Below are 19,961 nucleotides of genomic sequence, written 5' to 3' on the forward strand. Positions count from 1 at the left end.
CGGAAAACTGCTGTTGAGTTGCATCCCTCGCGACGTCAGGTCATATAGCAATGAATTTCCGCGTTGAGAGGCGTCATGACCCAATATCTGGATTTCGAAAAACCCCTGGCCGAGATCGAAGGCAAGGCCGAGGAATTGCGCGCCTTGGCCCGCGCCAACGAAGAGATGGACGTGGCCGAAGAAGCCGCCGCGCTGGACGCCAAGGCCGTCAAACTGCTGGATGAATTGTACAGCGATCTGACCCCCTGGCGGAAATGCCAGGTGGCGCGTCACCCCGAACGCCCCCATTGTCAGGACTATGTCAAAGAATTGTTTACGGAATTCACCCCTCTGGCGGGCGACCGGAACTTTGCCGACGACCTGGCCGTGATCGGCGGGCTGGCCCGCTTCAACGACCAGCCTGTCATGGTGATCGGTCACGAAAAGGGGTCCGACACCAAATCGCGGATCGAACGGAATTTCGGTATGGCGCGCCCCGAGGGCTATCGCAAAGCCGTGCGCCTGATGGAGATGGCGGGGCGTTTTGGCCTGCCGGTGATCACCCTGATCGACACCGCTGGCGCCTACCCCGGCAAAGGGGCCGAGGAACGGGGCCAGTCCGAGGCTATCGCGCGGTCGACCGAGATGTGCCTGAAGATCGGCGTACCGCTGGTCTCGGTCATCATCGGCGAAGGTGGATCGGGCGGTGCGGTTGCCTTTGCGACGGCCAACAAGGTGGCGATGCTGGAACACTCGGTCTATTCGGTGATCTCGCCCGAGGGCTGCGCCTCGATCCTTTGGAAGGACGCTGAAAAGATGCGCGAAGCGGCTGAAGCACTGCGCCTGACGGCGCAGGATCTGTATAAGCTGGGCGTATGCGACCGGATCATCTCGGAACCCAAGGGCGGTGCCCACCGCGATCGTCCGGCCACCGTGGAATCGGTGCGCGCAGCCATCACGGACATGCTGAAAGAGTTGGACGGCAAGGATGCCGCCGCGCTGCTTCAGCACCGCCGCCAGAAATTCCTAGATATCGGCGCGAAAGGGCTAGCCGCGTAGGCCTAGGGTCAGGACCCACTAATCTTGCGCCACTGGTTTGACTGATATTGGTTCTGACAAGGCACATTCTTGCTGGAATGGTGTTTCTATTTCTAAAGGATGTAACGCAGTTCAGAGGCAAAATCAGTCAAATCCTTCGGACGCGTGAACCGCTGCAAAGCAGCGGCTTTGATCGCTTGGAACTGACACCGCCAGTCCCGGCGCGCCCAAAAACCATTGCTTTTTTTTGCCGTTCGCGCGCCAGTGGTGCAAGATTAGTGGGTCCTGACCCTAGCCCCCCAACCGACGCAGCAACGCGACCGAGGGCGTGCCCGTCACCGAAAGGCCGTTGGCGCGTTGATAGGCGCTGATGGCGGTTTTGGTGTTATTTCCAACCACTCCATCCGCGCCCTGCGTGTCATAGCCCGCCGCGGTCAGGCGACGCTGCAACTCTTTCCGATCCTCCAATGTCAGACCTGTCTCATCCGGGCCGAATGAGGCCTGAAAGGGTGCGCCGCCGGCAATCCGGTCGGACAGGTGCCCAACACCGATCGCGTAGCTATCCGAGTTGTTATAGCGCTTGATCACCTGAAAATTGCGGAACACAGCAATGCGCGGCCCCGGCACCTGCGGTTGCAGCACCGCGACTGGCGTGCCGGACACAGTCCCAACCTCTCCCCCCCAAGGCTGGCCACGCACCCAACCCGAACGGGCAAGGTAGGCTGCGGTCGAAGCCAATGAGTCTGCCGGGTCATCAGACCAGATATCACGCCGTCCATCGCCGGTATGATCCACCGCGAAGGCCAGATACGAGGTCGGGATAAACTGCGTGTGCCCCATCGCCCCGGCCCAACTGCCGGTCATGTTGGCAGGTGTCGTGTCGCCCTCTTGTATGATCTGAAGCGCCGCGATCAGTTGCTTTTCAAAAAAGGCACCCCGCCGCCCGTCATAGGCCAGCGTTGACGTCGCCGAGATCACGGGTATATCGCCTCGCCGTGCGCCATAGCGGCTCTCCAGCCCCCAAACCGCGACCACAACCTCTTTGTCGACACCATATTGCGATTCAATCTGCGACAGGGTTCCAGCGTGACGCACCATCATTTGCTTGCCGGTCTCGATCCGTTCGTCCGAAGCGGCGATGGCCAGATAATCCTCGAGCGAGCGTTTGAATTCGACCTGATTGCGATCGCGCTCAATCACGCCTGGCAAATAGCCCGCCCCCTGAAAGGCCCGGTTGAGCGTGCTTTGCGAGATGCCCTGCGCCGCAGCGCGGTTTTTGAAGCTTGCGACCCAAGCGTCCCAACCTGCATTCGGAACCGCACGCATCCGCGATGCGGGGGCGGTTATCTGCGCCCCTTCCGTGCAAGCTGTCAAAAGGGACGCCCCGAGGCCGATGGAAAATACCCGACGATTGATCATGGCTGAAATCTGCTCTTGTTTTGATTGGAACCAGACTACAGCAGCGGCCGGCCCCAAGCCAGCAAAGTGTCGTCCATTCACACGGCGACAGGCCCTTCGGCGGCAAGCCGCCTAGCTGACCAGCATCCGCAGTCCCTGGGTCACGTCCGACCGCACCGCCAAGCGCAATCCCGGCTCGTCCCCCGCTTTCAGCGCGGCTATGATCAGCTTGTGGTAATGCGGCGGCTCGGTCCGGCGCAAACGCCCGTAAAGCGCCCGCATGGTCGGCCCCAGCTGCAACCAGACCGTTTCTGCAATCGCCAGCATCGCGGGGGCCTGTGCGCGCAGGTAGAGCGTGCGGTGAAACTCCAGATTGGTGCGAATATAGCCTACCGCGTCCCTTTTCGTGACCATTTCGGCCACGGTCATGTTGATGCTCTGCAACCGGTCGATCAGGGCAATATGGGCACGCGGCAAGGCGCGGCTAGCCAATTCGACCTCTAGCAGTGCGCGCAGGGCGGCAAGTTCTTCGATCCGGTCATTGGTCAACTCAGGCGTCGAAACGCGCCCGGACGAGGACAGGAACAGCGCCCCTTCGGCTGCCAACCGCCGCACCGCCTCGCGGGCGGGCGTCATGGATACACCAAACTCTTTGCCGATCCCACGCAAGGTCAGCGCGTGGCCCGGTGCAATCTCGCCATGCATGATCCGCGCGCGCAGCGCCCGATAGATCCGGTCATGTGTCGCGGTCTGCGAGTCGGAGGAACGAGGGCTCTGCATGTGCCCATGTGATCACATCCAGCCCCGCCGTCAACTCGGCGGGCTATCAAATCTATAGTGATGAAGCTGCGCCCCGTTGTCGCGCAGCCAGCGCCTTTGATCCCGGTAGTCGCCGAAAATCCTTTCCACCTGCGCCCAGAACGCTGGAGAATGGTTCATCTCGACCAAATGTGCCACCTCGTGCGCGGCGACATAATGCAGGATCTCGGACGGGGCGAGGATCAGACGCCAGGAAAACATCAACCCGCCCGCCGAACTGCATGAACCCCACCGCGACCGCGTGTCCCGGATGGTCAGGCTGGAATAGTCCCGCCCCAGCATTGCCGCATAGTCATCACAGGCCTCTGTCAGCCGGTCGCGTGCCAATTCCTTGAGGAACCGAGCCAGCCTGCGCCCTTCCGACCCTGTGGGCACCGCGATCTCACCGCCCATCAAGGTAACACGGCGTCCCTGTGCAGCAACGATTCGCCGGTCGACCCCTTCTACCGGTATGCTCTGGCCGATCTGAACCTGTTCGGGGTCAGGACGGTCTTGCAGGTGCTGCCTGATCCAATCCTCCTTGGCGCGCGCAAAACTCAGCGCTTCGGCCTCGGGCACCCCTCGCGGGTAGGTCAGCGTAACCCGCCCGTCCAGTTGGGAAATCCGCAGGCTGATCCGCCGCGCACGCGCCGATTTTCGTAACGTCAACGGGACCCGAGGCGTTCCCGGTAAGGCGTGATCCCCCATGGGTCGGTTTCTCCTGCTCAAAGGCTTTGACAGTGCCCGCTGCATGTGGCACGTGACCTGAATCGTTATTACGACTCACCTGATATCAAGGGGATTTCACATGCCCAAGGAAGAATGGGGCGTAAAGCGCGTTTGCCCGACAACCGGCAAGCGGTTTTACGACCTGAACAAGGACCCGATCGTCAGCCCCTATACCGGCGAGATCGTGGAACTGGACACCGGCAAAAGCCGGATGATTGCTGCTGACGCGGAAGATGCGGCATCGGCCAAAGCGCGCGAGAAAGCGTCGGACGAAGATCTGGTTCTGGACGATGACGACAATGTCGATGTCGATCTGGACGATGACCTGCTGGATGATGATGACGACAGCAATGATGATGTTTCGCTGGACGACATCACCGACATGTCGTCGGAAGACGAAAACTGATCCCGTTCAGAGGCGACCCTGCGTCGCCTCGAACCATCCCGGATATTGGGGCGAAAGTTTTTTCCAGAATTCCTTTTTTGGACTTGCGCTCATCGCCGCCGTCTCATAAACGTCCGCCCACTGCTTAAGCAGTACCTTGATGGGGCCTTAGCTCAGTTGGGAGAGCGCTTGCATGGCATGCAAGAGGTCAGGGGTTCGACTCCCCTAGGCTCCACCAAAACCTAACAATACAACTGGATAGTATGCACTAGAGCGGTGTGACACACAGGTGTGACACAAAATGAAGCTGCATGCGTATCTCTCACTGTCCAGACATGGCATCTACTACTTTCGTTGGCCACTGCCCGACACAAGACCAAAACCCGACACTAGACCAAGCACCACACGTGGGACCATTCGTGTTTCTTTGCGTACTAGATGCCCCAAAGAGGCTGGTACTCTGGCAAGGCGTCTTGCAGTGTGCGGCGACACAATAACAAAGCACATAGAAGCATCGGGCATGAACCACGGAGAACTGCGCACAAAGGTGCATGAGCACTTCACGGAAGTACTAAAGAAGGCAAAGGCACGTAGGGATGAACTCGGCCCCTATACCGAACTAGAGAAAGAACGCATCGCTGACACCATCCGACTTCATGAGGCGGACAACGAAGACTTCTGGGACATAATGAAGAAGGACTATGCCACTCAGCAGTACCAGTCCTTTTGTAACGCATCCGGCATTCCCCAGAAGCAACCAATCCAAACCCAGTGGGCCATTCTTGATGAAATTCGGAAGGCTTGGATTGGCTTTCATGAAGCGATGCTGGAGCACGACAAGACATTCGAGACATACGATTTCAGGAAGCAGCCCAGCGCGGCTGTGAGTGCCCCCGAGAGCCCAGAGCCTCCTTCCTGCTGTAACGCCACCAAAGTTGAAAAGAAGCCTCCAGAGGTGCTCTCCAGCCCGCTCCTGTCCACCCTTTTCGCTGAAAGAAAAGCTGAGGCGGAACAGACAGGCCAATGGTCAGACAAGCTGCTGGACGACTATCAGGCTTGGTCAGGCCTCTTCATAGAATTGCAAGGCGATCGTCCGGTTCTAGACTATAGAAAAACGGACGCACGAGAGTTTAAGAATGTCCTGATTGAGCTTCCAAGCAACAGGAATAAATTACCGCAAACGATTGGCTTAACACCTAGAGAAGCAGTACAAGCTGCTAAAGACCACGGCCTGCCAACGCTGTCCTTAAGTACGGTCAACAAGGCCTTGGGAAGGCTGCAGGGGATATGGAAGTGGGCTGACAAACAGTTGGACGAAGAGGTTGCAGACATCTTTGGGCCGATGAAGGTAGATGACAACAACAAAGCCAGAAACCAACATGACCCGTTTAGCAAAGAGCAACTGCAAACCATCTTCAACAGCCCGCTGTTCACTGGATGCAAATCTAGGCGGTTCCGCACGTTGCCGGGAGATACAGACCTGAGCGATACCAGTTGGTATTGGCTTCCACTACTAGCCCTTTGGACAGGCGCAAGACTGAACGAGCTGTGCCAGTTGAGTGTTAATGATATCGACCAAGAAGAGGGCATACCCCTAATACGGGTCCAAGAGGGCTACGAAGACCAACGCGTCAAGTTCGGCAAAAGCAGACTGGTTCCCATACATCCCGAGCTAGTCCGACTTGGCTTTCTCCGCTTCGTTAAGGCTCAGCGACAGGCAGGCCACGAGCGGATATTCCCTGAACTAAAGCTGGGGGCGACTGGCTACTACTCGGATCAGGCCAGCAAAGACTTTAATCGCTACATCGACAGAATTGGCGCGAAGACAACCAAGACATCGTTCCACTCATTCCGTCACACTTTTAAAGATGCTTGCCGTCACGCCGGTATACAACCCGATATAAATGACATTCTATTGGGCCATGCGCTGCCCGGAATGGCGGGGCGCTATGGCGACGGAAATGTTCCATTGTCACTGCTAAACGAAGCGATCTGCAAGATCAGGTACAGAGAACTGCGTTTAGAGCACGTCAAAGGGTACCGAGAAGCTGGAGGCTGAAGTTGGGCACAAAGCGGTCGTTATCTGCAACTAGCTTTAACGCCTACTTTGCGGACGGAGCGGTCGTTCTCACCAATTGCTGTCGGTTAGGTCGATAGCAAGTAGTCGAGACTAATGTACCAGCTTATCACTTGCTTTGCGCCGAAGCCGTGAGCAGATTTATTCGCTCTCCGATCAATTCCATTCGGCGCTCCTTCGGAATTGATTGGAACGTTGTATATTCCCAAGTGTGGTAACCGACGAACAGCATAGCCCGCATCTCCAAGTCGTCGCCATTGAACCCAAGTTCAGAAAACGCGCGTCTTACAAAATCTAGGCGCAACTCAGTAACGCGTTGGGCAATTTCTGCGATCTTCTCATCTTTTTCAGCGGCATGCCGAACAGCCAGATCATGCCGTGCTAAATCGGAACTCACAATTGCCTTAGATGTTTCTATCAATCGTTGTTTTGGTTCCAGTGACAGTAATTCACCGTTTTCGGTCACGCTGCGGGTCAGATCTTCTGCCCAATACTCAAGCAGCGCGTCCAATAACGCGTTGCGATTGCGAAAGTGCCAATAGAAACCGCTCTTTGCGACCTTCAAGCGCTTGGCCAACCTTTCGATTGTCAAGTCAGCGAGACTGCCTTCTCCCATCATTTCAAGAGCGGCTTCAAGCCAGTCCTTTTTCGAGAACCCTCGAGAAACTTTTTTTTCTTCAGACACAACTGAGCCTCAACTGTACGACCCCGACTAGACGTTATCGTCTAGCTATGTTACGGTTTTTCTGCGGTACTTGAAACACCTAAAAACGCATGCCGCAGTAGGGGAGGAAGTGAAAATGAAAACACAAAACGCGATCATGTTCGGTGTTCTGATTGGCGGATTAAGTGTGGGTCTGTTTAACGCCTTCCAAAACGAAGCTGAACAAAATGCCGGGATTTTCGGCAGCGCCCAAGCGCAAGAAGCTGGTAAAGATGAAACTGAAGTGTCACCAACAATGGTTCGTGACCGGCACCGCGATGTTTATTACCCCAACACGGAAGATCTCGCGCCAGATGAAATGCGCGTTGTGGCTTGCGGCACAGGCATGCCAACAACTCGAGCAGCACAGGCGGCCGCATGTTTCTTGGTTGAACTTGGCAATGGCGATAAGTTTTTATTCGATATTGGCTCCGGCTCGGCGGAGCGGATTTCATCAATGCAAATCCCGTACAACTATCTCGACAAGGTGTTCATAGGGCATCTGCACACCGACCACTTCGGCGACTTAATTGACTTGTATGTGGGCGGGATGATTATGGGACGAAACGTTCCTCTGCGTATTTGGGGGCCCAGCGGACCCACTCCAGAACTAGGGACTGCTGCGGCGATGCAATCGATGCAAAGTATGCTTTTGTGGGACATTGCCGGTCGCGTCGGCCAAACTGACACCAGAGGCATTGAGCTTGAGGTCAACGAGTTCGACTACAAAGTCGAAAACCAAGTTGTTTACGAGGAAAACGGGGTCGTCATTCGCTCTTTCCCCGCAATTCATTCGATAGACGGTCCAGTGAGCTACGCGCTTGAATGGAACGACCTCAAGTTCGTGTTCAGTTCAGACACCTATCCCAATAAGTGGTTTGACGAGTACGCCAGAGATGCTGACCTCGTAATCCATGAGTGCTTTATCGCGGTGCCAAGTTTGGTTGAAAAACTCGGGTTTACTCCGGAAGCGGCTTTGCAAGTTGGGACGCAAATTCACACTGCGCCAGAGGCTTTTGGCAAAATCATGAGCTCGATCCAACCCCGCCATGCGGTCGCCTATCATTTCTTCAAGGACCACGACACAACTGCCGAGGTCTATGATCGCATTCGATCCACCTACGAAGGACCACTGAGCCTCGCAGAAGACTACATGGTCTGGAATGTCACGAAAGACGACATCAAAGAGCGGCTCGCCATAGTTGATCACCATACTTGGTCCCCTCCACTGGCATCGCCCGCGATCCCTCCAAAATTGGACGAAGATCGTGCAGCATGGTCTGAACTTAGCGGCGTTCCGGTCGAAGCAATGAACTATTCTGAGTTTATTGCGGAAGGAACTTGGGACGTGGATGACGTGCTACGTCCAATCTACGAGGAAGCGTCCGAGGTGTTGGGAAAAGAGTTCCCATACCCCAGCAACAATTGATCCTCTGCACTAAACATGTCTTGGATAGGCGGCGCGCTGAGCGTCGCCTCTTGCCTTTTTGACATTCTCAACGCTACCGCTCGAGGTTTTAGAAAATGACTGCTTTGGGCTCGACCCCAACTCTAACTAAAAACAATCGGGCGACTGCTCTTCAGGCTACGCCGACCCTACTTCTGGAGGAGGTTCCAAAGCGACCAAAATGAAGAGTTCTAAATTTCGGAAAACCAATACCGCCTGCATTCTGGCCTTTGCCCTTGCACAAACCGGGGCAGCAGCGGAAAACGCCTCTAACCCACTTTCAAAAGGTCGGAACACAGATTTTAGAATTCAGCATACTGACGGAAATAGCGGTGAAAAAACAGACTACTTCATTGACGGCGCCTTCATGGCGCTCGACAATTTAAAGATCAAATACGAACTTCACTACAACAGTGTATCAGCAAATGGCGTGTCTTCCAGCGACTGGGAAAAGGCGCTCGTTAAACTAATATATTTTCCAACAGAGGGCTTGCTGAACGAGACTTGGGGGTATCGCGCGGCGGTGGGCCTTGATTGGATAGTCGAGTTTGGCAACGAAGACCAAGGTATTGGTACAGGTTCGGATCAGCTCGGACCGTTCGTCGGGGTCGCCTTTGGAAACCAAGATACTGGTCTTTCACTTATCCCCTTGGTCCAGCATTTTTTTGACTACAATGGCGATACCGACATCAGCCAGACGGCGCTAAGGTTAATTGCGCTACAACCCTTCGCAACCGACTACTGGGCAAAGTTAGATTTGAAAGCCCCATATGATTGGGAAGAAGATGCATGGTCAGGCTCTGCGGAAGTTCAAGTTGGATACAACATCAACGAAGGCATTGCAGTTTACGGCGAAGCACTTCTGGGAATTGGTGGTAACCGGTCTTTCGACGAAGGATTTGGTGTAGGTCCACTATTCCGCCCCGTCCTTGGCTCTACGGGCAACACCTGATCCGCAAACAGATATCGGTGACGGTCGCACCCGGCGGCGTCGGGAAATCGTCTTTGACGATCTGCGAAGGGCTGGCAATGGCCTCCGGCCGCGACCTACTGGGTGATTGGACCGCATCAGACCTAAATGTCTGGATATACAACCTGGAAGACACCCGAGACGAGATGAACCGGCGCATCATCGCGGCCATGCAACATCACAACGTCGCCTCCGAGGAAATCTCAGGGCGTCTATTTGTGGACACGGGCCGGGAACGCGAACTCAGTACCGCCATTCAAACTCGTGAAGGCGTCCAGATCGTCAAGCCGGAAATGGAGGCCTTAGCCCAAGAGATCGAAGCGCGCGAAATCGATGTTCTGATTATCGACCCGTTCGTGTTGTCGCATCAGGTGGGCGAGAACGACAACGGCGCAATCGACCTTGTGGCAAAGGAATGGGCGCGGCTGGCAGACCGTTGCAATTGTGCAATCGAACTTGTGCACCACACTCGCAAAACCAACGGTGAAGAAGCAACAACCGAAAGTGGGCGAGGTGCAACCGCGCTTTTGGCAGCGGCGCGTTCCGGTCGGGTGCTTAACAAGATGACAGAGAGCATGAAGGCTGAAGCGGGTGTGAAAGAGGACCCGTCTACCTACTTTGCAGTGACCCGCGACAAGGCAAACCTTGCCCCCACTGCTGGTCGTGTCTGGCGGCGCTTAGCTTCAGTCCACTTGTCAAACGGTGACAGCGTAGGCGTAGTCGAAGTCTGGAATTGGCCCGGTACCTTTGATGGAATTTCATTGGCCGACCTTCTTGCTGTGCAGAAAGCTCTGGATGGAAAAGGACTACGGTATTCAGACCAGGCTCGTGAGGACTGGGCAGGCCTGACTATTGCGGAAGTCTTGGCACTTGATGCCTGTTCAGACCGCATACGCATCAAAAAAATGATCGAGGCATGGTTGAAATCTGGTGCCTTGAAGAAGGTCAAATTGTTGGATGCAAAACGTATGGAACGCCCGTGTTTGGAGGTAGGTGAATGGGCAAACACATAAGTGCGACACCCACCCCGAAAGCGGAGGTGTGGTGGGGTGTGGCAAACATGCAGAAAACAGTCGCCACACCACCATTGAGCGAGATACGGTGCAGTACTCAATGATATTTGTGAGAACCGAACACCAAACACTACGCGCATCATGGGGTTTGCCGAGTATGTTAACAATTGTTGGGGTTTTTGATGGGGCGACCGACAAAGCTAGAAGTTGAGTTACGCTCGCTCTTTCAAAGCGATCCCATTGATTGGCGTGAAATTCGGTCACGTTGGCGACCATGCCCAGCAGAGGCGCACAAGCATCCAGACTATCGTAGGGATTGCTCACAGTGCCACGGCGTAAATTGCAAACGGATGGCTGAGCTGGGCTTGAATGATGCCAGGGAACCCTTGCCTAAGACAGAGCGCCCAACATGCGGCGCTAGGACCCGAGCCGGTGGCCAATGCCAAGCCCGGGTAGTACCTGGAAAACGGCGTTGCAGGTTGCATGGCGGCCTCAGCACCGGCCCAAAGGGGAAGCGAAAAGCTAGAGCCAAAGTTGAAACAGAGGATGACTAAAGGGAGGCGGTGCAATACCTCCGTTGCACTGCCGGTGGAGCACGCAATCCGTACCCATCAGATTCCACAACATCGCTCACAATGGCGATGCCCCACGAGGCATCACCCAGACTGCGAAGAGAAGCGTGACCCGGATGAGCGACAGTGATCCGATACAATGAAAGAAAACGAGCTTGACCCAAACGCCCAATTAGAGAAGCGGACATTTCAGATCTGCGGTTCGAATAGAGAGCCGAACTTTGTTGCGCGCACAGACCAAATTAAACGCCGGCAAGTAAGCCGACATTCAAAGGGTAGGTGTCTCAGGATATTAGCTGCGCTAACGCAAGTCGGTTCTACATCCAATCCAAACAGAAATTAGAGAACTATCGATCGGGAGATTCATCGCGGAGAAGATTGTAGACTCTAGTAACTCAAGGTTTATAGAGCCAATATTGGCACCTGAAGCAAGCGAGAAGACTATGTGGTTGCCTAGTCTTCGCTTGGCCTACAGTGTTGTTGGGAAACACTCCCACCGAAAAAGGAGCACCTATGTCTCGACTTTCAGGACGCAGAGACTTTGCCACCGAAGTCTGCGAGGAGGCTGGGCTACTTGCCAAAAAGTTCTTTGCAGATCGGGTCAATCTTATTGTTGATCAAAAAGGCGCTCAGGACTGGGTGAGCGAGGCGGACAAGAACGTCGAGACTTTCATTCGTCAAAGAATCGCGGAGGCGTGGCCCAAAGATGGCGTATACGGTGAAGAGCATGGCGCGGTAGCGGGAGAGAGTGGCTTTGACTGGGTTATTGATCCTATTGATGGGACCACGAATTTCGTGAACGGTATTCCTGCATGGACTATTGTTCTGGCTGGAGTCACTGAGAGCCAAACGGAAATTGGTGTGATCCACGATCCAAACGTGGATGAAACTTTTGTCGCAACTCGCGGAGAAACTGCGACACTTAACGGATCACCGATAAGCGTCGCGTTAGGAGTGCCGTTGCAAGATGGAACAGTGGCTGTGGGATACTCGAACCGGATTGAGAGCCATCATGTCTTACCTGTTATCGAGGATCTGATCGAGCACGGGGCGATGTTTCACAGAAACGCCAGCGGAGCGCTTTCATTGGCTTACGTCGCTGCCGGGCGCCTTTTGGGTTACGTGGAGGAGCACATGAATGCATGGGATTGTCTGGCTGGGCAATTGCTGGTCTCGGAAGCGGGTGGCGTTGTCGAGGATCAGGACGCCGATGAGATGATCCGAGACGGCGGGCGCGTGATCGTGGGGACACCAGATGTGTTCGAGACGTTGCGTGAGATCGCAGAGAACGCTTGGAACGCTTAGCTCCTACGTCAAAGAGACCCAACATGAATCAGGCTTGAGCGTAGCTAAATCTGCCTGCCAGAAATGGCCTTGTGAGGGTTGGTCGTGCTTGCGGTCTATCGAACAATTCGAGAGTGCGCACCAAAGCAGTGTGCCCACTGCTCCGTGCGTTACAATTGCAAGATCCCCGGCATTATGCGACCGGATAATCTTAGTGACTGTCCGAAGAATGCGTATCTGTGCTTCGATCGCTGGTTCCCAACCGCGATAGCTACTTTCCGGCTGAGCAAAGAAAGCATCTGCCGCGGCTTCGAAATCTTTCAGCGGCAAGTAACCGGTTGCGCTGCGGTCATTCTCACCAAGATCCAAATTGCATTTCACGGATAGCTTTCGTGGTGCAGCAAGAATCTCGCCTGTTTCGCGGGCCTTCCGCTCGTCGCTGGTCCATATCTGAGTGACGTTGGACAAGATTCCACTGGATGCAAATTCAGTAGCGCGCTTACGGCCCACAGCATTCAAGCCCCACTCAGTTATCGGGACGGCAGGATCGATAGAGACCTCGGGGTGTGTGATGATAATGAGTTTCGGCATTTAATCCGGCAAAAGAACGGGCCCTTTGTCAGCAAAACCCATTCTGATTTCGGCGCCGGGATCAAGCGGCGCATCGACGTCATCGTGTACGGCAAAAACCTGACCGAATGCACCGATCAGCGTATATTCCATTCGAACGCCAACATAGGTCGCCTTCGCCACCTTGGCTGCTATGCCTTGGTCTGAGCCGATAACCAGACGTGAGGGTCGCACTGCAATGGTTGCGTTTCCTTCGGACAAACCGCGACGTGGCAGCGTGTGGCGGTAGCCTTCTATTTCTATCGTTGCCACGTCGCCATTGATATCGACGATTTGGCAATCCAATAGGTTTGCCTCACCTATGAAATCGGCGACAAAACGATCGTTCGGGGCATCGTAAAGCTGGCGTGGTGTGCCCATTTGGGCGATCGCTGCGTTGCGCATGACGACAATCTCATCCGAGACTGCCAGTGCCTCCTCCTGATCGTGGGTCACGTAAACAACTGTCAAACCAAGATCTTGCTGGATTGCCCGAATATCCTCTCGCACCTGACGGCGAAGCTTGGCATCGAGATTGGACAGCGGCTCGTCGAACAGCAGAACCTGCGGCTCAAGAACCAGCGCGCGGGCGACGGCAACACGTTGTTGTTGGCCCCCTGAAAGTTCCGAGGGAAGACGATTGTCGAACCCCTGAAGACCGACCAGTTCCAATCCATACATAGCGCGGCCGCGGGCTTCATCCTTTGCAAAGCCTGAGAATGTGAGGCCATACATCACGTTTTCCAGCACGCTCATGTGAGGGAAAAGCGCGTATGACTGGAAAACCATGGATACGTCGCGGTCGGTGGCAGGCAATTTGGTCACGTCCCGATCACCAATTAGGATCTTGCCCGAGCTTGCCATTTCCAACCCGGCTATCATGCGCAAAGTCGTTGTTTTCCCACAGCCTGACGGACCAAGCAGTGTGACGAGTTTTCCTGCATCGACATGCAGGTTGATGTTGTCGACGGCGACGACGTCTTTACCGAATACTTTCGACACGTTCTCAAAGCGCACCGGGGCGGCCTTGGAACCGATTTTGGCGTCGGTCATCGCGATGCCTCCGTTCCGTGTTGCGTGCGTCGACCAATCTGGACCCGGCCAACGAGTAGTTGCAGTAAACCGACCGCCGCGAGCATCACAAAGATCAGCGTCGTCGAATAGGCGATCGCAAGGCCATAGTCGTTATTCTCGACCCGACCGATAATGTAGCTGGTCGCCATGTCATATTCTGCGCTGACCAAAAAGATGACAGCCGAGATCGCCGTCATGGCACGGACAAAACTGTAAACAAGCGCAGCAAGTATCGCAGGGCGCAATAGCGGCAGGATGACGTTTCGGAACGTCTGCCACGAGTTTGCACCAAGGGTCAGCGAGGATTCATCAAGGCTGCGGTCAAGCTGCGACATGCTCGCGATCCCCGCACGAACGCCAACCGGCATATTTCGGAAGATAAAGCTGACAACGAGAATGACACCAGTACCCGTGATTTCAATTGGCGGAACGTTGAAGGCTAGGATGTAGCTGACGCCTATCACTGTTCCGGGGATAGCAAAGGACAACATTGTTCCAAATTCGAAAGCGTTCTTGCCTGCAAAACTTTGCCTGGTCAGCAGATAAGCGGTCACCAGACCTACGGCGGCAGTCAATGGGGCAGCAATGGCCGCGATCGTTATGGTGGTCCAGAAACTGTCCCAAGCGGCTCCGGTCCAGCGAATGCTATCTTCTTCGAAACGTGCGGAGAATGCGGTGACATAGTGTTTGATAGTTAGCGAGTTATCGACACCCCACAACTCGACGACACTGCCGTAAATGATCATCGCATAAACAACAATTGTGAACAGCGCCCAGCCCAGAGCGATGAGTAGTACCGGAACTGAAAGGCCAGTTGGCATCAGAGGATGAACGCCGGCATCCCCTTTGCCGGTGACGGTTGTGTAGCTTTTCTTCCCCAGCCAGACACGCTGCGCATAAAAGGCGGAAAGAGTAAAGAACAGCAGCACCATGGCCAGAACTGCGGCTCTGCCTTGATCGTATTGAGCGCCAACGATGGCAAAGAATATTTCGGTCGAAAGCACGTCGAAATTGCCGCCCAATACAAGCGGATTTCCGAAATCGGCCATGCTTTCGATGAAGCCCAGAAGAAATGCATTCGCAAGACCGGGCCGCATCAGGGGCAATGAAACCGTCTTGAATGTCTGCCATCTACTGGCGCGGAGGGTTTGGGCCGCTTCTTCCATCGACGGAGAGACGCCTTCAACCACACCGATCAGAACAAGAAACGCGATTGGCGTAAACGCGAGTGTCTGCGCGATCAGGATGCCTGGCATTCCATAAAGCCAGCGTGTCGGCTGGGTGCCGAGAAGCTCGGCAAAGAACCGGGTGACCGACCCAGAAAGGCCAAAAAGCAAGATCAGCGCCAGGCCGATCACGAATGGCGGAGTGATTATTGGCAGAACGGTCAGAGCCCGCAGCGCGCGTTTATGGCGAAAGCCTGAGCGCGTCACGACCAGTGCAAAGCAAAGCCCCAGGACCGTGGTGATGACGCCGACTAAGATGGCTAGGAACAGTGAATTCCAGGCGGCACCACAGCGCGCGCCATGAAAACACCCCAAACCCCACAGTCGATCATCGAAAAACTTCGAGAAGAATACCGCGATGGAGTACGCGCCTTCTTCGGTGATGAAGGCAGCGAATAGCATCTTCGCGATGGGAAAAAAGACAAAAGCGGTGACAATTGTAATAACGCCACCGATGGCGCTTACGACAAAGACGTCACCGTTAATGGCGCCCCTTGCCGCGATCCCCTGAGTAAGCAGGAACAGAAAACTTGAGGCACATATCATCGCACCGTAGCCCATTCCGAACTGACGGGCGCCGAGTTCGCCAAACATCGCCTCCAACCAATGGAAGTTGAAGCCTCTGATGCCAATGCTGAACCCCTGAGCGATCAGCCAGCCGAAGCCAAGCGCCCCTGACAGGATCAGTATTCTGGCGTAAAGTGGATCAGATTTGGGGCGCTTCAACACCAATAGCGGCAGGACGAGTGCGATCAGGAGCGGAGCGAGCCAAAATTTTTCACCCTGCCCAATCAGAAACGCCCCAGGGGCAAAATCCTCATCGAATGGGTAGCCGTCCAAAAGCCACTCGAACGACCAAAGGCCACCGTCGACCATATACCAAGGCAACAGGCAGAATCCGACCCACCCGGCCGCGATCCAGAAGATCAGGACCGGATGGGTCGTTTTTGAAGTCCGGTCAGTCATTTACTGCGGCAGAGTCGAAACCTCTTCGTCCCATTTCTGCAACAGACGCTTCCGTTCGTCTGAGGAACCATACTTTTTGAAGTCATAGTCAATCAGCTTGATCTGACTCATGTCAGGCGCGCTATCCGAAGTTTCTGCGCCTTTATTCGATGGCACTTGAAACGCGTTGACCTGAAGAGCAAGGTTCTGGGCTTCGGGTGACAGTGCCCAGTCATAGAACTTTTTCGCTTCTTCTTCGTTGCGGGCTCCTTCAATAATCGACATCGAGCCAATTTCGTATCCTGTGCCCTCGCACGGTGCGACGACCTTAATCGGGAATCCTGAAACGGCCTGCTTCACAGCGTCATGCATAAAGACGATACCGATGGTGTTCTCACCGCGACCAGCGGCTTTGATGGGCGCAGAGCCAGACTTGGTATATTGGTTGATGTTCGAATGCAGACCTTTCATGAACTCAAAGCCTTCATCTTCGCCGAAGATCTGCACCATCGACGCTAGCGTGGTATAGGCCGTACCTGATGAGTTCGGGTTCGCCATCTGAACGTGGCCCTTGTATTCGGGCTTCAGCAGGTCTTTCCAGCAGGCAGGTTCGGGCAGGTTATTGGCAGCGACAAGATCGGCGTTGTAGCCATAGCCGAGTGCGCCTGAATAGATGCCAATCGTCTTGTTACCCGCGCTTTCTGCCTGGGATATCGCCCAATCATGAAGTTGGTCACGCATTGGCGAAATGTATTCCATCGTCAGGCCCTCTTCGGCAGCCTGCAAATGCGGATCACCGGTACCGCCCCACCAAACGTCCCCTTTCGGGTTCGAGCTTTCGGCGCGGATTTGTGCAAAGGTTTCACCTGACGACTTCCGGGTCATATTGACGTCGATGCCAGTCGCATCTTCAAAGCTTCGCGCCATGAGTTGGCACCAGTCTTCCTGTGCCGAACAATAGAAAGTCAATTTATCGGCCTGTGCCGCCGACAGTGACGCAGCCAGGGCAATCACCGATCCAACCGCAGTGGATGTCAATTTCCTCATATTTTTCCTCCCTATGAGCGTAATGCGTCCGGGTTTCCCGGTTCTTTCATGCCCTTCCTCATGCAGCCTTTCGAAGTTTCTTTATGACAGTTTTGAGTTCTGGATCGTCTGTTAGATTATCCAGCAATTCTGACAGGTCTCTTTCTTGAACCAGCTTTGCGGCCTTTGCCGGTGAGAACCAATGACGCGTTCGTTCACCTTCTTCCTTCCAGCGTCGCTTCAACTTTTCGACGACCAGAGGATAAAGGGTAACGCGGCAGCGAACGCTGCTTCGCCCCTCGCATCGTTTATCATAGAAAAAATGACCGATTGGCCGTTTCGATATGGTGCCGACTGCGCCTGCTTCTTCTTGAGCTTCTATTTCTGCGGCATGCCATGGTTTTTTGCCCTCTATTAGCCATCCTTTTGGGATAACCCACCGGCCGGTATCCCGCGAAGTGACCATAAGAACGCGCAACTTGCCACTCTTATCCCAGCGCATCGGAAGCGCCGCAATCTGATCTGCCGTCTCGCTGTCGCCCATGCCGCCCCTCAATGCCACACGATCAAGAACCAAAAGGAAGCTGTCTGATTGGCAGGTTGGCCGGTTAACGCTTTGCCTTGGCTCGTATTCTGAATTTGATCAGCCTGTGCATCTTTGCTTTGCGCTTTGAAATACTTGTGTTCGCTCGAATTCTCACAACCTTCCGAGGGTTATGCAACAAAAAATATTGCAATATGACCGAAAGCCCACAAAAGTAGCTTTCGAAGCCTAGTCGGGTCGTCGGATGTCCAAAACAAAAACGCGCGGCAAAATGTCTGAAAAGAACCAGAGCCGGGTAAAGAAATCCGACCGGCGCCAACAGATATTGTTGGAGCTGAAGCTGCGCCCGCACGTTCGCATCAACGAACTGGCACAGCGGTTCAACGTCTCCAACGAGACGGTACGTAGAGATTTCGATGCTCTATCGAATGACGGCTTGATAGCGCGGGCACACGGGGGGGCCTCAGCCGCAGCGCAAGGGCACTATCCGGGTTTGGATGAACGAACGAACGCTCAGGTTGAAGAACGCGAACGGATAGGTGCCATTGCGGCAGAACTGATCCAGAGCGGCGAAACGGTCATGATCGATTCCGGCTCGACCACAATCGAAATGGCACGTGCACTGGCTTATATTGGTACCCCTTGCACGGTAATCACCAATTCCATTCCTGTAGCTATGACCCTTGGCCATGGGGCTGCGCAAGTCCTGTTATGCCCGGGGGAATACTTGGCAACTGAGTCTGCAACTATCGGAACCGAGACGCTGGAATTTCTGTCCCGTTTCAACGTCGACAGGTGCATGATCGGTTCCTCTGGGTTCTCGACGGATGGTCCTTCAGAAACAGTGCGGGGTTTTGCGGCAGTAAAGAGGGTGATGCTGATGCGTGCCGAGAAACGGCACCTTCTTGTTGATTCCGGGAAATTCGGCCGGAAAGGCTTGTCTCAAGTAGGAGGCCTTAACGACTTGGATTCCATAGTCACCGACAAAAAACCGACAGGAGAATTGCGTAACGCTATTGAGGGCGCCGAGGTCGACGTTCTCGTCGCCGGGTAGACATAAAATGATTGATTAACAGCGGACAAAAAGCACCGCACATGACTGGGAGGAAAACATGAAGATCGATATCAAACTATTGCTTGGGGCATCTGCAATCGCACTCATGTCGATGAGTGGAATAGCGTCGGCGCAGGATTGTCCACGCGGTGACTTGGATGAGCGTTTTTGTGATGCCGACGGGGATTTGATCGCGGATATCCCTACAGATCCTTCCGAGCAAATAGATCCAGACACCTTGATCTTTGCTTACACGCCGGTTGAAGACCCCGCCGTATACAAAACTGCGTGGTCAGACTTTCTCGACCATTTGAAAGCAGAAACGGGCAAGGACGTTGTCTTTTTCCCAGTCCAGAACAACGCAGCTCAGATCGAGGCGATGCGCTCAGGGCGCCTGCATATTGCGGGATTCAACACCGGTTCCAACCCACTTGCGGTAAACTGCGCAGGGTTCCGCCCGTTCACAATCATGGCTTCGAAGGACGGAAATTTTGGTTACGAGATGGAAATCATCACCTATCCGGGTTCTGGCATCGAAAAGGTTGAAGATATCAAGGGAAAGCAACTGGCTTTTACATCCCCCACATCGAACTCGGGATTCAAGGCTCCTTCTGCGATCCTGAAAAGCGACTTTGATCTTCTGCCCGAACGCGATTTTGAGCCCGTCTATTCGGGCAAACATGACAACTCGATCTTAGGTGTTGCCAACAAAGACTACTTAGCGGCCTCAATCGCGAACTCGGTTAAATCGCGGATGATCTCTCGTGACGTGATCAATGAGGATGATGTCATTACGATTTATAAATCACAGACTTTCCCGACCACTGGGTTTGGCACCGTCTACAACCTGACACCCGAGCTGCAGGAAAAGATCCGCAATGCCTTCTTCAATTTCGATTGGGAGGGGACGACACTTGAAGCTGAGTTCTCAAAATCAAACGAAGGCCAATTCCTGGAGATGACTTATCAGGAATTCTGGGAAGTCATTCGTAAAATCGACGCAGCAAATGGCGTTTCCTACGCCTGCCAATAACCTTTCACTAATCCGGCGGGCCTGAATGGGCCCGCCGTTCACCCTAATCTGGGGCAT

General features: G+C 54.4%; 19 protein-coding genes and 1 tRNA gene. 11 read left to right on the forward strand and 9 right to left on the reverse strand.

The annotated features are described in order from the left end of the window. Window positions 1–75: 75 nt before the first annotated feature. On the forward strand, window positions 76–1,038 hold the full coding sequence (locus tag ACR0L1_RS19895; protein ID WP_480552458.1) for an acetyl-CoA carboxylase carboxyltransferase subunit alpha: 963 nt from the start codon (window positions 76–78) through the stop codon (window positions 1,036–1,038). A gap of 270 nt (window positions 1,039–1,308) precedes the next feature. Here ACR0L1_RS19895 and ACR0L1_RS19900 read toward each other — a convergent pair whose 3' ends face one another. From ACR0L1_RS19900 to ACR0L1_RS19910, 3 genes are all read right to left on the reverse strand, one after another. After that, complete coding sequence (locus tag ACR0L1_RS19900; RefSeq protein ID WP_480860510.1) at window positions 1,309–2,436, reverse strand: lytic murein transglycosylase; 1,128 nt, start codon at window positions 2,434–2,436, stop codon at window positions 1,309–1,311. A 111-nt stretch (window positions 2,437–2,547) separates the two neighbouring features. Next, on the reverse strand, window positions 2,548–3,195 hold the full coding sequence (locus tag ACR0L1_RS19905; protein WP_170775205.1) for a GntR family transcriptional regulator: 648 nt from the start codon (window positions 3,193–3,195) through the stop codon (window positions 2,548–2,550). Between the two features lie 30 nt (window positions 3,196–3,225). Next, on the reverse strand, window positions 3,226–3,921 hold the full coding sequence (locus ACR0L1_RS19910; protein ID WP_480860512.1) for a M48 family metallopeptidase: 696 nt from the start codon (window positions 3,919–3,921) through the stop codon (window positions 3,226–3,228). A 100-nt stretch (window positions 3,922–4,021) separates the two neighbouring features. Between ACR0L1_RS19910 and ACR0L1_RS19915 the strand changes: the two genes are divergently transcribed. The 3 genes from ACR0L1_RS19915 to ACR0L1_RS19925 all read left to right on the forward strand — a co-directional run bounded on the left by ACR0L1_RS19915 (window position 4,022) and on the right by ACR0L1_RS19925 (window position 6,386). After that, entirely contained in the window at window positions 4,022–4,348 is a 327-nt protein-coding gene (locus ACR0L1_RS19915) for a TIGR02300 family protein (RefSeq protein WP_170775209.1), read from the forward strand. A gap of 141 nt (window positions 4,349–4,489) precedes the next feature. After that, window positions 4,490–4,565 (forward strand) — tRNA-Ala (locus tag ACR0L1_RS19920). Between the two features lie 282 nt (window positions 4,566–4,847). Beyond that, complete coding sequence (locus tag ACR0L1_RS19925; RefSeq protein WP_480860514.1) at window positions 4,848–6,386, forward strand: site-specific integrase; 1,539 nt, start codon at window positions 4,848–4,850, stop codon at window positions 6,384–6,386. Between the two features lie 127 nt (window positions 6,387–6,513). On the opposite strand, the gene ACR0L1_RS19930 is transcribed toward ACR0L1_RS19925, so the two are convergent. Next, the gene (locus ACR0L1_RS19930; RefSeq protein ID WP_480860516.1) at window positions 6,514–7,089 is read right to left on the reverse strand and encodes a TetR/AcrR family transcriptional regulator; all 576 of its coding nucleotides are present in this window, start codon (window positions 7,087–7,089) and stop codon (window positions 6,514–6,516) included. A gap of 115 nt (window positions 7,090–7,204) precedes the next feature. On the opposite strand from ACR0L1_RS19930, the gene gntH reads away from it, so the two are divergent. From gntH to ACR0L1_RS19955, 5 genes are all read left to right on the forward strand, one after another. Continuing rightward, complete coding sequence (gene gntH, locus ACR0L1_RS19935; RefSeq protein ID WP_480860517.1) at window positions 7,205–8,536, forward strand: guanitoxin biosynthesis MBL fold metallo-hydrolase GntH; 1,332 nt, start codon at window positions 7,205–7,207, stop codon at window positions 8,534–8,536. Between the two features lie 199 nt (window positions 8,537–8,735). Continuing rightward, on the forward strand, window positions 8,736–9,506 hold the full coding sequence (locus ACR0L1_RS19940) for a hypothetical protein (protein WP_480860519.1): 771 nt from the start codon (window positions 8,736–8,738) through the stop codon (window positions 9,504–9,506). Between the two features lie 11 nt (window positions 9,507–9,517). Continuing rightward, complete coding sequence (locus ACR0L1_RS19945) at window positions 9,518–10,537, forward strand: AAA family ATPase (protein ID WP_480860547.1); 1,020 nt, start codon at window positions 9,518–9,520, stop codon at window positions 10,535–10,537. Window positions 10,538–10,887: 350 nt separating this feature from the next. Beyond that, entirely contained in the window at window positions 10,888–11,091 is a 204-nt protein-coding gene (locus tag ACR0L1_RS19950) for an HGGxSTG domain-containing protein (protein ID WP_272871086.1), read from the forward strand. Between the two features lie 531 nt (window positions 11,092–11,622). Then, complete coding sequence (locus ACR0L1_RS19955; protein WP_480860521.1) at window positions 11,623–12,414, forward strand: inositol monophosphatase family protein; 792 nt, start codon at window positions 11,623–11,625, stop codon at window positions 12,412–12,414. A gap of 3 nt (window positions 12,415–12,417) precedes the next feature. Here ACR0L1_RS19955 and ACR0L1_RS19960 read toward each other — a convergent pair whose 3' ends face one another. The 5 genes from ACR0L1_RS19960 to ACR0L1_RS19980 are packed head-to-tail and all read right to left on the reverse strand — an operon-like array spanning window position 12,418 to window position 17,817. Further along, window positions 12,418–12,984 (reverse strand): histidine phosphatase family protein, encoded by a 567-nt coding sequence (locus ACR0L1_RS19960; RefSeq protein WP_170375217.1) that lies wholly within the window; start codon window positions 12,982–12,984, stop codon window positions 12,418–12,420. Further along, window positions 12,985–14,055 (reverse strand): ABC transporter ATP-binding protein, encoded by a 1,071-nt coding sequence (locus ACR0L1_RS19965; protein WP_170353299.1) that lies wholly within the window; start codon window positions 14,053–14,055, stop codon window positions 12,985–12,987. After that, window positions 14,052–16,268 (reverse strand): ABC transporter permease, encoded by a 2,217-nt coding sequence (locus tag ACR0L1_RS19970; RefSeq protein ID WP_480860523.1) that lies wholly within the window; start codon window positions 16,266–16,268, stop codon window positions 14,052–14,054. Before ACR0L1_RS19970 ends, ACR0L1_RS19965 begins: the two co-directional genes overlap by 4 nt. Next, the gene (locus ACR0L1_RS19975) at window positions 16,269–17,294 is read right to left on the reverse strand and encodes an ABC transporter substrate-binding protein (RefSeq protein WP_170353301.1); all 1,026 of its coding nucleotides are present in this window, start codon (window positions 17,292–17,294) and stop codon (window positions 16,269–16,271) included. Window positions 17,295–17,352: 58 nt separating this feature from the next. Continuing rightward, complete coding sequence (locus ACR0L1_RS19980; RefSeq protein WP_170375214.1) at window positions 17,353–17,817, reverse strand: NUDIX hydrolase; 465 nt, start codon at window positions 17,815–17,817, stop codon at window positions 17,353–17,355. Window positions 17,818–18,061: 244 nt separating this feature from the next. Between ACR0L1_RS19980 and ACR0L1_RS19985 the strand changes: the two genes are divergently transcribed. Together ACR0L1_RS19985 and phnD are read left to right on the forward strand one after the other, a co-directional pair. Next, window positions 18,062–18,871: a DeoR/GlpR family DNA-binding transcription regulator gene (locus ACR0L1_RS19985; RefSeq protein WP_170375211.1), complete on the forward strand. Its 810-nt coding sequence runs from the start codon at window positions 18,062–18,064 to the stop codon at window positions 18,869–18,871. A gap of 58 nt (window positions 18,872–18,929) precedes the next feature. Further along, complete coding sequence (gene phnD / locus ACR0L1_RS19990; protein WP_170787718.1) at window positions 18,930–19,904, forward strand: phosphate/phosphite/phosphonate ABC transporter substrate-binding protein; 975 nt, start codon at window positions 18,930–18,932, stop codon at window positions 19,902–19,904. Window positions 19,905–19,961: the final 57 nt, after the last annotated feature.

It is taken from the genome of Ruegeria sp. J8, from assembly GCF_056531925.1.